Source organism: Rhizobium sp. CFBP 13726 (assembly GCF_014841925.1).
GTDB classification, from domain to species: domain Bacteria; phylum Pseudomonadota; class Alphaproteobacteria; order Rhizobiales; family Rhizobiaceae; genus Neorhizobium; species Neorhizobium soli.
Window position 1 is genome coordinate 1069116 of the sequence record NZ_JACYUU010000002.1, and the last position, 15951, is coordinate 1085066.

12 protein-coding genes are annotated in these 15951 nt (G+C 61.6%); 1 reads left to right on the plus strand and 11 read right to left on the minus strand.

The genetic code is table 11. The features are described 5' to 3' along the window. Window positions 1-36: 36 nt before the first annotated feature. The 11 genes from IFT66_RS12360 to IFT66_RS12410 all read right to left on the minus strand — a co-directional run bounded on the left by IFT66_RS12360 (window position 37) and on the right by IFT66_RS12410 (window position 14848). Complete coding sequence (locus IFT66_RS12360) at window positions 37-1410, minus strand: M20/M25/M40 family metallo-hydrolase (protein ID WP_192077754.1); 1374 nt, start codon at window positions 1408-1410, stop codon at window positions 37-39. A gap of 10 nt (window positions 1411-1420) precedes the next feature. Next, window positions 1421-3223: an adenine deaminase gene (locus IFT66_RS12365; protein ID WP_192077755.1), complete on the minus strand. Its 1803-nt coding sequence runs from the start codon at window positions 3221-3223 to the stop codon at window positions 1421-1423. 174 nt (window positions 3224-3397) lie between these two features. Continuing rightward, window positions 3398-5737: a Wzz/FepE/Etk N-terminal domain-containing protein gene (locus IFT66_RS12370; protein WP_192077756.1), complete on the minus strand. Its 2340-nt coding sequence runs from the start codon at window positions 5735-5737 to the stop codon at window positions 3398-3400. 93 nt (window positions 5738-5830) lie between these two features. Continuing rightward, complete coding sequence (locus tag IFT66_RS12375; RefSeq protein ID WP_062461568.1) at window positions 5831-6733, minus strand: UTP--glucose-1-phosphate uridylyltransferase; 903 nt, start codon at window positions 6731-6733, stop codon at window positions 5831-5833. A gap of 47 nt (window positions 6734-6780) precedes the next feature. Further along, window positions 6781-7743 carry a glycosyltransferase family 2 protein gene (locus tag IFT66_RS12380; protein ID WP_192077757.1) on the minus strand — a complete coding sequence of 321 codons (963 nt, stop codon included), beginning with the start codon at window positions 7741-7743 and terminating at the stop codon, window positions 6781-6783. Further along, on the minus strand, window positions 7740-8672 hold the full coding sequence (locus IFT66_RS12385) for a glycosyltransferase family 2 protein (protein ID WP_192077758.1): 933 nt from the start codon (window positions 8670-8672) through the stop codon (window positions 7740-7742). The genes IFT66_RS12380 and IFT66_RS12385 overlap by 4 nt, the downstream gene beginning before the upstream one ends. Next, window positions 8669-9688 (minus strand): glycosyltransferase family 2 protein, encoded by a 1020-nt coding sequence (locus tag IFT66_RS12390; RefSeq protein WP_062461576.1) that lies wholly within the window; start codon window positions 9686-9688, stop codon window positions 8669-8671. The genes IFT66_RS12385 and IFT66_RS12390 overlap by 4 nt, the downstream gene beginning before the upstream one ends. Window positions 9689-9701: 13 nt before the next feature. Continuing rightward, window positions 9702-10895 (minus strand): glycosyltransferase, encoded by a 1194-nt coding sequence (locus tag IFT66_RS12395; protein ID WP_192077759.1) that lies wholly within the window; start codon window positions 10893-10895, stop codon window positions 9702-9704. 22 nt (window positions 10896-10917) lie between these two features. Continuing rightward, window positions 10918-11823: an endo-1,3-1,4-beta-glycanase ExoK gene (gene exoK, locus IFT66_RS12400; protein ID WP_192077760.1), complete on the minus strand. Its 906-nt coding sequence runs from the start codon at window positions 11821-11823 to the stop codon at window positions 10918-10920. Then, complete coding sequence (locus tag IFT66_RS12405) at window positions 11820-12974, minus strand: acyltransferase family protein (RefSeq protein WP_244476238.1); 1155 nt, start codon at window positions 12972-12974, stop codon at window positions 11820-11822. Before IFT66_RS12405 ends, exoK begins: the two co-directional genes overlap by 4 nt. A gap of 389 nt (window positions 12975-13363) precedes the next feature. Next, window positions 13364-14848, minus strand: a complete 1485-nt coding sequence (locus IFT66_RS12410; protein WP_062461581.1) for a lipopolysaccharide biosynthesis protein — start codon at window positions 14846-14848, stop codon at window positions 13364-13366. Window positions 14849-14957: 109 nt separating this feature from the next. On the opposite strand from IFT66_RS12410, the gene IFT66_RS12415 reads away from it, so the two are divergent. Further along, on the plus strand, window positions 14958-15941 hold the full coding sequence (locus IFT66_RS12415; protein WP_192077761.1) for a glycosyltransferase family 2 protein: 984 nt from the start codon (window positions 14958-14960) through the stop codon (window positions 15939-15941). Window positions 15942-15951: the final 10 nt, after the last annotated feature.

Here is a 15951-nt window from a genome sequence, read left to right on the forward strand (position 1 = left end):
GCGGTTTGGCGAAATCCACCATCCCTGCCCTACCATTCACCCCTTCATCTCACCCAGCTTCGCCAGCAGCGCAGCACCGGTGCGGATGCCGGCGTGGAAGAGGTCGAGCTTGAGGTTTTCGTTGGGGGCGTGGTTTGCCTGGTCGGCATTGGCATAGGGCACGACGAAAGCGGGCTTGCCGAGGATTTTGGTGAAGACGTAGTCCGGGAGGCTGCCGCCGAGGCTTGGGTAGAGTAGTGGCTCGACGCCGCGGGCAGCAACGATCGCTTCGCGGATCACGGATGCGAACGGGCTGTCCATCGGCGTTTTCGATGGCAGCATGGAGTTTTGCGGCACGAACTCCACGTCGGGTGCGTGCTTTTCAACATGCGCCCGGACTTTTTCGAACACGTAGTCCGGCGTCAGGCTCTCGACGAGGCGGATATCGCATTTGGCATAGGCTTCGCTCGGGAGAACCGTCTTCTGCCCGGGCCCGCCATAGCCGCCATGCAACCCGTTGATGGTGAGAGTCGGCTGGAACATCAGCCGCTCGTAATAGGGACGATCCACCGGCTCTTCGATCGCCGTCATGCCAAGCTCGGCCTTGATCTTGTCGACATCGAGCGGCAGCGCGGCCATCGCCTGCAGTTCCAGATCGGTCGGCGGCACCACCGGATCGTAGATGCCATCTATGGTGATCTCGCCGCGGTCGTTCTTCATCGTTGCGAGAAGATGCACGAGCTTCCAGATCGCATTCGGCATGACGCCGCCGAAATTGCCGGAATGGGCATCGCGGTTGGCAGTCTTCGCCCGCAGCTCGAACGAAGCGACCCCGCGCACGCCGAACGTGACGACCGGTCGGCCGCTGTCGTGCAGCGAGCCATCCGAGGTGACGACGAGATCGGCATTGAGCTTGTCGGCATGCTCGGCGACGAATTCCGCCATATGGGGACTGCCGATCTCCTCCTCGCCTTCGAGCAGGAAGATGACATTGCAGGGCAGTTCGCCGACCACCTTGAGATAGGATTCGATCGCCAGCAACTGGGCGAAATGCTGGCCCTTGTTGTCGCCGATGCCGCGCGCATAGATGCGGCCGTCGCGGATCTCCGGCTCAAAGGGCGGGCTTTTCCAGAGTTCCAGCGGCTCGGGCGGCTGCACGTCGTAATGGCCGTAGAGCAGCACGGTCGGCTTGCCGGGCTGGCTCTCCATCCGTCCGATCACCATCGGGTGGTTGCGGGTGGTGATCGTCTGGGCCTGCATGCCGAGGCCATTGAGGATGCCGACGAGGATATCGGCGGCTTCCGTGATCCCCTCGTTGGAGGCGCTGATCGACTTGTGCTTCACATACTCCATCACCCGTTCGACAAAACTGTCGCTGTTGGCATCGATATGGGCGAGAACGCGGGCGAGATCGGTGTTTTCAGGTGTCATTCTCAAAAACTCATGCCGGTTCGAACAGGGTCTGGATCTGCATTTCCGGCACCAGCACGAGGCCCTTGTCGGTAATGCGGATATCCGGAATGACCGACAGCGGAATGAGGTTGAAGCCCATATAGGCGATCGTGCATTCGGCCTTTTCCCATTCGAGCTTCAACGCCTTCACCTCGTCGGCGACCTCGTGGACGCGCTTGTCGGACAAGAGCCCCGCGATCGGCAGCGGCACCATGGCGGTCACCTTGCCATCCATCACCACGCAGACGCCGCCTTGGACCGCCTCGATGGCATCGAGCGCCACCTGCATGTCGCGTTCATTGGTGCCGGCGACGATGATGTTGTGGCTGTCATGCCCGACCGAGGAGGCGACGGCCCCCTTCTTCAGGCCGAAGCCGTTGAGCAGACCGTGCGCGACATTGCCCGGCGATTTGCCGTGACGTTCCACGACCGTGACAAAGCAAAGCCCGTGGCGATCGAACTGGGTCTGCCAGTCGTTGGCGGGCTTGAGCGTGACGGTGACGTGGCCGAGCGTGATGCCCGGCAGCTCCGTCTTGATCGTGTGGGCAATGACGGTCTCGGTCGGCAGGTCAGGCGTCAGCTTGAGGTTCTTCGGCAGCTTGACCGTGTGATAGGCGGCCTCCGGATAGCGATAGGGTTTGGACAAAGCCTCATCGAGAACAGGCGTGATCTTCTTCTGGTCAACGACCAATTCGCCGCCATACCAGGTGCTGACCGGCTCCAGGTTATCGGACAGGAGCACCAGATCGGCACGTCGTCCGCCGCCGAGACCGCCGATCTCGTTTTCCATGCCGAAGCGGGTCGCGCCATGCAGCGAGCCCATCGCCCAGGCCTGTTCCGGCGTCATGCCGTATTTGACCGCCTCGCGGGTGACCCAGTCCATTCCGAAGGCGAGCAGATCCTCGGCGTCGCGGTCGTCGGTGCAGACAGCGACGCGCTTGTGCGAGGCGCCAAGCTCGGTGATGGTCTTGATCGCCTGTGGCAGCGAATGCCAGGGCGTGGTCGGCGGGCCGCCGCGCAGGAACAGCCAGACGCCCGCTTCCAGCAGATCGTCGGCAATATCGCGGTCGATCGCCTCATGGGTGTCGGTGACGCCGGAGGCCGCATAGGCCGCGACGAATTCGCGGCCATAGACATGGCCCGATACGGGACGGCCGCGCGACAGTGCGGCAGCGAGGATCGCATGGCTGCGTTCGTCGCCCATCGCGACGGGAACGAAATCCATCTTTTCGCCGAGCGCTACCGCTTCCGGCCATTTGTCGAACAGCGCCGCGATCTTGTCCGGCGTCAGGTCGCCACCGGCGGTTTCCAGTTCCGGCGAGGTGGCGGGAACGGTGCTCGGCACCGTCAGGAAGATCGACAGCGGCGCCATGCGCGCGTCTTCCAGCATCGCCTCGACACCGGCGACATCCATGACATTGCCGATCTCGTGGCTGTCGCAGAAGATCGTGGTGGTGCCGTTGAGAAGGGCAGCCTCCGCATAGGCGCAGGCCGTCACCATCGAGGATTCGATATGGATATGCGGATCGACGAGGCCAGGCGCCAGAATGCCGCCCTTGGCATCATAGATCTTCGCCGATGTTCCCTTGTAGGAACCGGTGGGCTTAACCGCGGCGATACGCCCGCCGGAGAGCCAGATTTCCCGCCCCGGCAGGATGCGTTCCGAATAGGTGGAGAGCATCCGTGCATCCCGGATGACCAGATCAGGCTCGCGCCGTGCCGACGCGACGTCGGCAAGCAGCCGCGTCATGGATGCCAGCGATTGAACGGAGAAACGGTTGAGAGTGCTCATGAAATCGGCCTCGCTGATCATCGGACTGGCGACATGGTAGGGAATTTTGTTCCCGCACGGAAGCGTGGATTGGCGCAAATCTCGAAAATGGACAGGTCAAACCATTGAAACGCAAAGGCCGCCGGTTCCAGGGGAGCGGCGGCCTTCGATCATGCTTTGGGAACTTGCCGCAACTTAGCGCGGCACGCCGGGAATGGCATCCTTGTAATAGGATGAATAGCTTGAATGCAGGCGCTCTGGCGCGCCCGGATCGGCATATTTGCGCAGCTCGCCCATCTCGGTCTTGTTGAGAATGACGCCGATCGTCTTTGCGGCAATCTGCGGTTCCGACTGAAGCACGCTCTGCACGGCCTTGACCGGCGTGACACCCCATTCGGTGACGAAGATGAAGCCATCGACATAGGGCTCGAAGGCCTTCGCATCGATGACCGGGATCAGCGGTGCCAGGTCGACGATGATGACGTCGAACGTGTCCTTGATGCTTTCGAGGAACTGGCTCATGCCGGTCGAGGCGAGAAGCTCCGATGTATGGGCAAGCTGGCGGCTGCGGGTGGTCATCGGCAGGATCGTCAGGCGCGAGCGGCGGTCGACGCGGGCGGCCGCCGTCCACGGAACCTTCTGCAGCACGACGTCGATCAGGCCGACATCCGGTTCGCTCGCCAGCATCTTGGACAGACCCGGATTGCGCAGATCGCCATCGATGACCAGCGTGCGAACGCCGTTGGATGAGATGAGGCCGGCAAGGTTGGCGGCAACCATCGACTTGCCTTCGCCGGGAAGGCAGGAGACGACGCCGATGACCGAGCATTTGCGACCCTGCAGCACGATATCGGCGGCAAGCTTGGCATTGCGCAGCGTTTCGGCAAACTGCGAGCGCGGTGCTTCGACGGCGACACGCATCTTGCGGCGAAGCGCGATCGGATCGCCCTCCGGCAGGATCTGGCCGTCGATGGCGTCGGCGGGCTTGTCGGAGCCGTTGTCGTCGGTCTGGGCGCTGCCGATCTTCGGAAGGTATCCGAGGAAGCGGACGCCGAGCTTGTCCTGAACGTCGGCACCGGTGCGGAAGAAGCGCTCGCGGAATTCCAGGAGTGCAGCGATCGCGCCACCGAGCAGCAGGCCAAGCACGACTGATAGCGCCATGGTGAGCGTCTTGCGCGGGCTGGACGGCGAGATCGGCACGCCGGCTTCCGAGATGACGCGGGCCTTGGCGATCGGCAGCGATTGCAGCTGCGACGCCTGTTCGAACCGCTGCAGATAGGACTGGTAGAGCGTCTTCAGAGCATCGGCGCGCTGCTGCAGTTCCTGCAACTGCACCATGGAGACATTGGCATCCTGGTTGCGGCCGGCCACGCTTTCGATGCTGGCGCGCAACGACTGCTCGCGCGAGCTTGCGACATCCAGCTCGTTGCGGAACGAACCGGTCAGCTGCTGCAACTCGCGCAGGATCTGTTGCGCCAGGTCCTGCTTTTCGGAGCGGAGCGCTACTGCCTGCGGGTGATCGGCGCCGAACTGCTCGACCACGCCCTTTTCACGATCGTTGACCGTCGTGTAGCGCTGGCGAAGGTTCTGCAGCACCGTGTTGTCGGTATCGCGGTTGGCAACGACGGCGTTTTCGACGGCTGCTTCCGAGCCCTTGTCGATGATCACCTTGTACTGGTTGTAGCGGGCCTGGGCGCTGGCGACTTCGGCCTGCGCCGAGATCAGCTGGGTATTGAGATCGGACAGCTGCTGGGCCGACATCAGCTCGCCGCGCGGCGATACGAGGCCGTTGTCGCGTTTATACTGCTCGACCGTCAGCGATGCCTGCTGTGCGCGGATGTTGAGGTCGTTCAAACGTTCCTGGAGCCACACGGAAGCGCGCTCGGTCGCGTCGAAATTGGCATTGAGCTCTTCCGTCAGGAAGGAACTGGCATAGGTCTTGGCAAGCTGGGCGGAAAGAACCGGGTCTGGCGAGCGGACGGAGAGCGAGATGACCGAGCTGCGTCCGACGCGCTCGACGGTGATCGACTGCTGAAGGATGGCGGCAGCCTTTTCACGGCGTCCGGCGCGCACCTGGTCTTCGCTCGGCAACGGGCCGCCTGATGAAACCAGCGAGACAACGCTTTTCACCATGTCCTTGGCAAGATCGACCGGCGATTTGGGCGGATCGACGATCAGGTCGTTTTCCGCAAACTTGCCCTTGTCGACGACGCTGAGCGCCAGCGCCTTGGATTTCAGGATCTCGACCGAACTGGACATGCGGTTGTCGATCTGCTGCGCGGTCTGGCCTTCGGTTTCCTCTTCCGCATAGCGGGACAGGTTGTCGTCCACCAGGATCTGCGTCGCGGCCGTGTATTTCGGCTGCGCCGTAAACAGATAGGCTGCCGCAAGCGCGACCATGGCGACCACGCAGATGATGATCACGCCAAGCCGACGCATGGCTGCCGACCACAGCTTGTCGAGGTCGATGAACGTGTCAGTTTCTTTTTGCTCGTTCGGGAAGATGTTCATCGGCCTATAATTAACCTGGTCCATGGCTTTGTCCGCTTTCCGGAATTGTAGAGAGGAACGGCAGAAATGGACTGCCGTTCCTCGGGCTTTGGTCTGACTGCGACGTTGGAGCGGCCCTTAAGCCGCCTTAACCTTCGATTCGTGGTTGGCGAGAAGCTCCTTGACGGAGTGATAGATCTCCTCGCCCATATCGCTCCGCAACATCGCGAAGGCCACATTGGCTTCGATGAAACCGCGCTTGGAACCGCAGTCGAAGGTCCGTCCGGTATAGGGCTGTGCGTGGAACGGCTGCTTCTGCAGCAGTTTCTGCATGCTGTCGGTCAGCTGGATCTCGTTGCCGGCTCCGCGTTCCTGGCTTTCCAGCAGTTCGAAGATCTGCGGCTGCAGGATATAGCGACCATTAAGGTAATAGTTCGACGGTGCATCGGCAGGTGCTGGCTTTTCGACCATGCCGGTCACTTCGAAGCCGTGCTGCTTGCTTTCGCCGATCGCGACGACGCCGTAGCTGGACGTCTCCTCGGGCGCACACTGCTCGACGCCGAAGACGTTGCCGCCGACTTCCTCGTAGAGATCAACGAGGCCTGCCATGCAGCCGCGGGCGCCATAGGACACCATATCTGGCAGAAGCAGCGCGAAGGGCTCGTTGCCCACCAGTTCGCGGGCGCACCAGACGGCGTGGCCGAGACCGAGCGGAACCTGCTGGCGGGTGTAGCTGACGGTGCCGGCGAGCGGCAGCATCTTTTCGAGCTGCGTCACCTGAACCGTCTTGCCGGCGCGGGTGAGGCTGGCGATCAGTTCGGGATTGCTGTCGAAATAGTCTTCGATCGCAGTCTTGTTGCGGCTGGTCACGAAGATGATGTGCTCGATACCGGCCTGCATGGCCTCATCCACCGCATACTGCACGACGGGCCTGTCGACGATCGTCAGCATTTCCTTTGGCATTGCCTTGGTGGCCGGCAGGAACCGTGTTCCATTGCCTGCAACCGGAATGACCGCCTTGCGAACAGGTCTCATTTCCATAGTGTCGTTGTCCTTTCCGGGACGCCCCCGCCCCGTCGATCGGATTGTCAAGAAACGCCGGCAGCTCTTGCGAACCGGCGCATACGGACGGCAATCGGCATGCGCAGGTGCTTGAGCGCCCGCGGGTTGTCGATTGCCGTTTTCAGAATCCCGCCGAATGATCGTTTCTTGATCTCGTCGACGAGTGTGAGGAAGGAGGCCGCTTCGCGAATGCTCTGCGTGCGGCGCAGCTGTGCTGCCATCGCCTGCCGTTCGAGCGTGAAGCGGCCGAGGAACTTCTCGTCGCCGGCAAGCATCGCCGTGAGATGTTCGGGTTTGAGCACCCGCGAGATCGAACCGTGGCGCAGATGGTAGACGTAACCGGCCTCGGGCTCGATGGCGCAGACGCCGCCGCTCGCGATCGCAGATGCAAGCAGGATGTAATCCTCGCCGATCCGCAGGTTTTCGTCAAACCGCAGACCGTGCTCGTTGAGGAAATCGCGGCGGAAAATCGGCTTCATGTAACCGAAATTGAACGTGCTTTCGAAGATGATGTTGGATTCGATGAAATCGGCGAGCTCAAGCGTGTTCCGCGCTTCCAGATCGGAGCGCGAAAACATCGCCGTCGGCTGGCCGCCTTCGAGCGGGACGACGTCGATATTGTCGACCACGATCCGTGCATCCATCGCCTCGGCGCGTGCGATCATCCGCTTCAGGCGCTGCGGATGGATCGTGTCGTCGGCATCGAGCACGGCGATCCAGCGGCCGGTTGCCGCATCGAACCCGGCATTGCGCGCGGCCGCCGGTCCGCCATTGACGGGCTGGACGATGAGCTTGACGCGATCGTCGCGATCGCGGCAGCGAAGCGCAAGCTCGCGGGTGCCGTCGCTGGAGCAGTCGTCGACGACGATCACTTCCAGGGAGACGTCGACCTGGGCAAGCGCGCTATCGATCGCGCTTTCCAGCGTCTCCTCAGCATTGTAGGCGGCGATGACGAAGCTGACATCGGGTGCGGTGACAACAGATGTCATGTGGCCTCCACCATGCCGTACTGGCGGATCTCGCGCATGCCGAGCGTCCCCATGACCGAACCGGCGTGCAGTGCTGCGCGCAGGGCATAGCGCGTGCGGGTGACCGGAATTGCGACAGTTGCGATGGTGACCACGGCGCAATGGCCAAATTTCAGCCCGGCGATTGCTGCTTTCTTGAACCGCGACAGACCGGCACTCTTTGCGGCAACGATGCGGCCATGGGTCTGGCCGGAGCGGAAGCGGCGTTTGGCAAGCCACGAGAAGCTGGCGCGCTTGTGCGGCACCGGCTCTTCCAGCATGGCCTCGCGGGCAAACTCGATTTTTCCGCCGGCATCGGTCAGCTGAGTGAAATAGTGCGTATCCTCGCCACCGCTCTGGCCGAGCGACAGCGCGAACTTGCGGGCCGCAAGCTTCGGTGAGCGCATGTCGAGAAGCACGTTGCAGGTATAGCCGGTGACGATACGGCCATCGACCCACACGGGATTGGTCGAGTGGAAATCACCGCTGCGCATCCAGGCCGGCACATTATCCGGATAGATGGCGCGGACAGGGCCTAGAACCGCATCGGCCGACGTCGCTTCGGCGCGGTCGACAAGCGCTGCAAGCCAGCCAGGACCGGCTGTCTCGTCGTCGTCGATAAACGCCAGATAATCGGCCTGGCAGGCAGCAAGGCAGGCATTGCGCGCAATCGAGATGTTCGATTTCGGGCAATGGACATACTCGATCTCGAAGGGCGAGACGGCTTTCAGCCGCTCCACCAAGGCTTGCGCGCTTGGCTCCGCGTCATTGTCGGCGACGATCAGCCGGACCTGCGTGTGTTCAGGCACGTCGAGCGCGAACAGCGACCGCAACGTGACCTCCAGTTCCGGGCGCCGATAGGTGCAGATGCCGATATCGATGCGGAGCTTGCCGCTGCCAGCCACGATCATGCACGCCTCCTCGATTTGATGCCGATCAGTTCCAGCCAGAAGCCTGCCGACCAGGCGAAGTGCATGATCATCGCGGACACCGCAGCAAGCGGGCCGAGCGGGTTATTTTGGCCCACAGCCATCCAGACGCCGTAGCCGAGGCAGGCGACCGCCCAGACAACCAGCGGAATTGCCGCCCACCAGTAGAGGACGGCAAGCACGGCGCCGATCACGACCGGTGCGACCGCCAGCGGAATGGCCTGGCGGATCTTGGGGATCGACCGATGCTTCAAAAGGTTCTTCGCCCGGCCGCGGCCATAGCCGAGATACTGCCGGAACAGCGCCGACGCACTGGAGCGCGGATAGTAGGTCATGTAGGTCTTGCCGGTCATCCAGATGCGGAAACCGGATTGGCGAAGGCGGAAATCCAGTTCCGCATCCTCGTTATGGCTGAAGCTCTCGTCGTAGCCGCCGACAGCCTGAAACGCGAAGATGCGCATCAGGGCGTGGTGGCCGTGATCGACCCACTCGCCGCCGCCGCCGGCCCGGTGCTTGGAGCCGCCATTGCCGAGCTTGGAGTTTTGCGCCGCAGCCGTTGCCCGCTGGAACAGGCCAAAGCCGACCGTTTCCATGCCGACCACAATGGAATCCGCCTCAAGCGACACCGCTTCCTGCAGAAGCGTCCGGCAATAATCGTCGGGATAATCGCCATGCGCGTCGATGCGGATCAGATATTCGAACTCCGCGCCGAAGCGCTGGACGGCGAGATTGATCGCCGCACTCTGGATGCGCTTGGCATTGTGCATCAGCGCCACGTTCGGCAGTTCCTGAGCGACGCGAAGGACGATCTCCTGCGTGCCATCCTTGCTGCCGCCATCGGCAACGACGATCATGTCGCTGGCCGAGCTACGCTGCTGGTCGAGCTTGCGCAAAAGCGGCTCGATGGTCTTTGCCTCATCAAGGCACGGAACGACGATCAGTGTCCGGATCAAGGACAGGTCGCCATGGGAAACATCGGCATTCGAAGGCACACGCATGACCTATCTCACCTCACGACTGCACGGTTGAAACGGCCGGTACCGACGGTACGGCCAGCGAAATATTGCGATTGAGCCCCGCAAGCCTGTCGACCAGCGCGCGGCAATCGTCAGCATCAGTGACCCACTGGCTGCGATCGACGGCCGCAAGCCGGGTGAACCGATCGAGGTAGAGTGCGTCGGTCATGCCCGAGAACAGGGTTTCCAGATCGGAAGGCGTCGCGTTGTCGAGAAGGATGCCGATATCGCGCTTAGCCACAAAGCGGCCGGTCTCGGTGCGCGACAGCGCGATGGGGACCGCGCCATGCAGCCCGCCTTCATAAAGACGGTTCGGCAAAAGCCACTCGGAGTTCAGACCTTCCTCGAAGAAATCGATCGCCCAGGTGAACTGCACCTCGTTGTAGATCTCTGCCAGATCCTCCGGATTGCGGTAGGGACCCTCGAAACGCACGAACGGCGCGTTCTTCACCTGCGCGTCGAAATCGGCAAACTCGCTATAGGCCGGCCGTCCGCGGATGATGACCTCGACCCTGCCGTTCATCTTCTCGGCAAAGGCTGTCAGGATATCGAGCGACTTGCGGCAGCGGATCGCACCGAACCATCCGATCTTCCAGGGTTCACCCTGCTTCGGAAGACGCGGTTGCGGCTTTGCGGCGGACGCTTCGCCCAGCTGCAGGACCTTGTTTTCGAGCAGAAGGACCGGAAGATCGAGCCCGGATTTCGGCTTGAAGAAGTTTTCGACAAAGGCCGGCGAGCTGGTGATCAGCAGCCGGGCCGACTTTGCGAAATGCCGCTGCACGGCACGCAGCACCCGGCCCTTGGCACCCTCGTCGAGCAGCAGGCGGTGAATATCGAGACATTCGTAGACGACGGGCACGTCGCCGCCGAACAGCGACGCGGCCCCCTCGGCGAGAACCAGCATTTCCAGATTGCGGGCGATGATGACATCCGGCATCGGAACGCCGACAAGCCTCTTTTGCAGCTGCATCCGGGCAGCAATCACGGCCTTGATGCGCTGGCTGAACTGTCCGTCCTGCGTTGAACCGAGATCGATGGAGCGCACGCCGTCTTCCTGGCCCAACAGGTTTCCCGCACGCCTGAAGCCTGCCACCGTGACGCTGGCGCCGCCGGTCTTCAACGTCAGCACCCGCCGGCGAATGGCCGGGTCGGCAAGATCATGGGCCAGATAGAGGACCTGCAGTGTCACTTCGTTCAACTCCCTGTCGAGATTAGTCGAGCGTGCAAAGCACGGATTGCGGGAAAGCGCAGTCTTCGCCGAGCGCCGTATAGGCGATGCGGTCGACTTCCATCGTGGTGGGACCGGAATAGGCGAACGGGCCCATCCAGGATTTCAGCGTATCACTGCCCCACAGGCTCAGAAAGATCTTCTGGGCGTTCTGCGGGATCTTCGACGGATCGGTAACTTCCTGCACCAGCTTGCCGTTGAGGAAGTAGCGCAACCGCTCCGGCTCCCAGATGAAGGCGTAGTCGTTGAAGCCCTTGTCGGCGCCACCGGCGACGGGAACGATCTTCTCGTTCTTGCCCTTGCCATTGATATACTGGTTGAGCTGAACCTGATCGACATTCTTGCCGAGCACCTCGAAGTCGATCTCGTCCCACGGCTTTTTGTCGGTCGGGCCGATATAGGTGAAGAAGGCTGAGTTGAGGCCAGGACCGGTCGCCGACTTGTAGCGCGCCTCATAGGTACCGTAACCGAAGCGGGCGCGGGTCTGGATCTCGCCGCAGACGTTCTTGCGGTCCTTGTTCTGGCGCTCCTCGAAGGTGAGCTTGAGATTGCCGCCATCCGTCGTGACCTGGCGCTGCGACCAGGTGCAGTTCTGATGGGCGCCGTTGTTCCAGCCGTTCGAAACGAACCAGAACGACCGGTCGAGCCGATCGAAATTTTCGACGAAGGACGTGCCCTTGGCATCCGGCTGCGGCTTGCCACCCGGGTGGGGTTTGCCACCCGGATGCTTGCTGGCTGCCTGATCTGGAGCATTAGGGGCTGTCCCGGGAGGCGCCGGAGGCTGAGGCGCCTGGGCAAAAGCTGGAGCGCAGGCGAGCACCGTCAACGCGGCGAATGCCGTTGCAGCGGCTCGGAAAGCGGGTCGAATCTGTCTGGCTGGTGCCGTCATGTTTCACCTCTTCTGTGGGTCAGGGCGGGCTCGCGGCCATGCGCGGAATGCCCGGACGAATTGGAGTTCTGTGTCTGCGCAAGCTTTGCCTTGCGGCCGCGACTGCCCGTCAGCGTCTGATAAAGGCCGGGCATAAGGCGCGACACCAGCGCATTCGAAATCACTAGGATCACGAGGGCCGAGGAAATCGCGCCGACATAGAACAGCGGGTAAAGCTGATCGCCCGCAATGCGGTTCCAGACCATCCACATCACCACCAGCAGCGGGTAATGGGCGCAGAAGATCCAGAAGCTGAGGCTGCCGGTGGCGGCCAGCCGTTTGCCGAGCGTCGAGCGGATAGCAAGTGCCGACATCAGCCAGAATCCGCCCGCACCGATGATCGACAGCGCGTTGCGCAGAAGCTCAAGCGACCAGGAATAGTCCGGTCCCGTCTGATAAAGCGCGATCGACAACAGGACGGCGGCGGCGACAACCAGTGCCGTTCCGGGAATGGCGAAACGGTCGAGCGCCGAGAGATCGATCCGGTTCAAAGCGAGGAAGATGCCGAAGGTAAAGGAGAACAGGATCGACTTCTTCAAAACGATGAAGAGCGTGAGATCCGGCAGGATCGCCACCACGAACAGGATGACCAGCGTCGGCACCGCAGCCTTGCGCACGAAGAAGGCGAGGATTGGCGACAGGGCGATGCAGACGACAAGATCACGCAGGAAATAGAGCGGGATGTCGACGGGAAAATTCTCGCTCGCAAACGCATAGTTCGCCAGTTCACGGGAGGATGCATTCCACAGGTCCGGGAAATACCCGATGCCCATGCCGGCGCGCTGCACCAGAAGGACGACGGCGAACAGGCCGAGGTTCCACAACAGGAACGGCACAAGCACGGTCCGCGCCTTGGACTGCATGACCTTGCCGTAGTCGAAAGCATCCCAGCCACGGCGAAACAGCAGATAGCCGGAAATCGCGCTGAGGCACGGCACGCCGATACGAAACAGGCTGTCGCCAAAAAACACGCGGAGCCAATCGAAGAAACCGTTCTGGCCGAGGAACGGGCTGGTCTGCGGATCGAACGGGACGTGGACGAACACGATGCCCGAGATCAGAAGGATGCGCATCAAATTGATACGGGAGGAAATGGTTTGATCAACAGTCAAACGAACTACCCTTTTTGGGCGGCGCCTCCCGTCACCACCGTTTCAATCAGAGCAGACTTTGAGCCCGCATTTTCGAGTGCCAAGGATCAGGTGCAGTTTGGCACAAAATGTGGCGGCGCAGCGAAAAGCCGGGATCCGCCCGGCCCGCAGCGGCATCCCGTTACCCGTTCCATTCGCGAGTTCTACTTTCGCGAGTGCTGAAACGCTATGGATTCCGGGGGGATCACTGATTTCCTATGCTGCACTGCACAACATAGAAAAAAATCAATTCGTCGTGAAAATAACTTCGACCTCAGACGATGCTCAATCAAATCGGTTCGCATCCTCGCCCGATTGCGGCGCGATTAAGGCGAAAATGCGTCTCAACGATGAGGCAAGGGCATCCTTCGTTATGCAGGAGGTGCGTCCGCAACCGCCCCACCACGACGCCGCTTGACCATGCCGATTATTTTTTTGACGAGCGCCCTTTCCGTCACGAGGAACATCGCGCCGTAGAGCACGCCGCCCACGACAGCGCCAACAAGGAGCTGGAGATAGGGACTGGTGAGCTGTGCTTCGAAGGTGGAAAGGGTCAACCGGACCCCGACGCCCATGACGAGCGAGGTGAGCATCGACCGGCTGCTGGTCATCAGACCCCAAAAGAACGGAATGCCGTCGACCCGGAACACGGCCCAGGAATAACCGACCAGCGTGATGGCGTTGACGACGCAAAGCGCCACCATGGCATCGACAAGGCTGCCATAGGTGGCACCGAGGATGATGGCGAGTGTCGTTGCAATGGCGCGCAGCACCGCCGACCAGAACAGAACCCGGCTTTGGCCCGTGCCCTTCAGATAGGGGATGAACGTGCTGCAGGGCGTTACGATCGCCTTCGACAGCGCGAGCAGGCCAAGCACCGGCCAGGCATAGGCCCATTGCGGCCCGAACAGCACCAGCATGGCCGGTTCCGCCACCGCCCACAGCCCGAACATGGCTGGCGCCAGCACCACCGTCATTACCTGAGTGGACAGCATCAGGGCGTCGGTGCGGCGCTTGCGGTCGTCGCCCATCAGGCTAAAGGCGGGGAACAGCACGCCCATTACCGCCGACAGCACGACCTGATTCGGAATGCTGGCAAACCGGTTGGCGGCCGAATAGGCACCCGCATCGGCAAGCGTCAGCATTCGCGCGATCACCACCATTGGCGCCTGGAAAGTCACGAAATTGGCGATCTCGGACCCCATCAGCCCTGAAGAATAGCGCACCAGCGGCCCCATGCGATCCGGCTTGATGACAAAACGCGGCACGTAGCGCGTGATCGAGTAGAGGCCGACAAGCCGGATCACCGCCGAGGAAAACAGCTGCACGACCAGCGCCCAGATGCCGAACCCCATGAAGGCGAGCGCCAGGGCGACCAGCGCCGCCGTGGTTTCCGATACGGTGCTGAGGATCGCGTCCTTGCTGAAATTCATCTCGCGGGCGAGCAGCGAATAGGCGACATCGGCCGTCAGCTGCAGCGGAATGAGAAAGGCCATGATACGCAGGAGATCGGCGCTCTGGGCCGCACCCATCCAGCTGCCGATGCCGTTTGCACCGAGGAAAAGGATCACCGACATGATCAAAGACATCGCGAGATTGGCCCAGAAAACGGTGTGCACCGTATCCATGCCACTGTCCCGATCGACGATCAGCGCCGACGTCAAACCAGCACCACCGATCATCGCCAAAAACTGTACAACGGTGAGTGCGACAGCCACCGTTCCGAAATCTTCCGGGGTCAACAGTCTTGCCAATATCGGTACAGTGACAAATTTCAGCCCGAATGTGGCGGTCTTTGACAGCACACTCCAACCGACATTTGTCGTGATCGTCTTCACGCCTTGGGTTGGAGCCATCTTCGAATTCCTATTGTTGGATACTGATTGAGAGCCAGCGTGAAGCCGCAATCCAAGCCGTCCAGGCGGCTAGCGGTTTGCAATTCTTGAAAAAAGCAGGGGCAGAAACATGGCGACATTCACCGTAATTATTCCATTTTATCAACGGGAACCGGGTATCCTTACCCGGGCCCTGCAATCTGTTTTCAGCCAGAGCTTCGTGGATTTTGATATCATCGTCGTGGACGACGAGTCACCCCATAACGCAAAAATCGAACTTCGGGACGCCGATCCGACCTGGCTCGAGCGCATCCGAATCATCGAACAAAAGAATGGCGGGCCGGGGGCGGCGCGCAATACCGGGCTGGACGCGGTGCCCGCCGAAACGCGTTTTGTGGCGCTTCTCGACAGCGACGACGTGTGGCTTCCGGATCATCTCACCAACGCATTCGAGAGTATGAGCCGCTTCGGCGCCGAGTGCTACTGGGCCTCGATGCAGGCGAGCGAAGAGTTCTATTACCACTTCGGCATGGCGCAGCTGGAAAAGACCGAAGGCGGCACGCGGCTATCGGAAAAGCCGCTCATCATCGAGCTTCAGGACCTGGCAAGCGTCATGCTGCGCAACTGGAGCTTTCTGCATCTCACCTGCATGGTGATGTCCCGTCCGGTCTTCGAGGCTGTCCGCTTCGAGCCCGAATTGAGGCTGGCCGCCGAAGACGTGCTGTTCTTCTGCGACTGCATCCTGAAATCGAAACGGACGATCCTGTGCGACGAGCCGGGCGCTGCGCGCGGCATGGGTATCAACATTTTCCATTCGATCGACAACCAGTCGCCGGAATTCCTGCGCCAGCAGTTCAACACCTGGGTCGCGCTCGATACGCTGGAACAGCGTTTCAGCAACAGGCCGGGCGACGTCGCGTCGATTGCAGGCTACAAGAACACCGCAAGACGGCAGGCCCTGTGGGGCCAGGCCGGGCGGATGAAGCGGCGCCAGAGCCCGGAATTCGGCCTTCTGGCCAAGTGGGTGATGCGCGATCCGGCACTCATCCGCGCGGCCTTCGAACTGGGCGCGGGAAAACTCGGCATGGGTGCGCGCGAGCGCTCGGCGACGTAAACTTCGCATT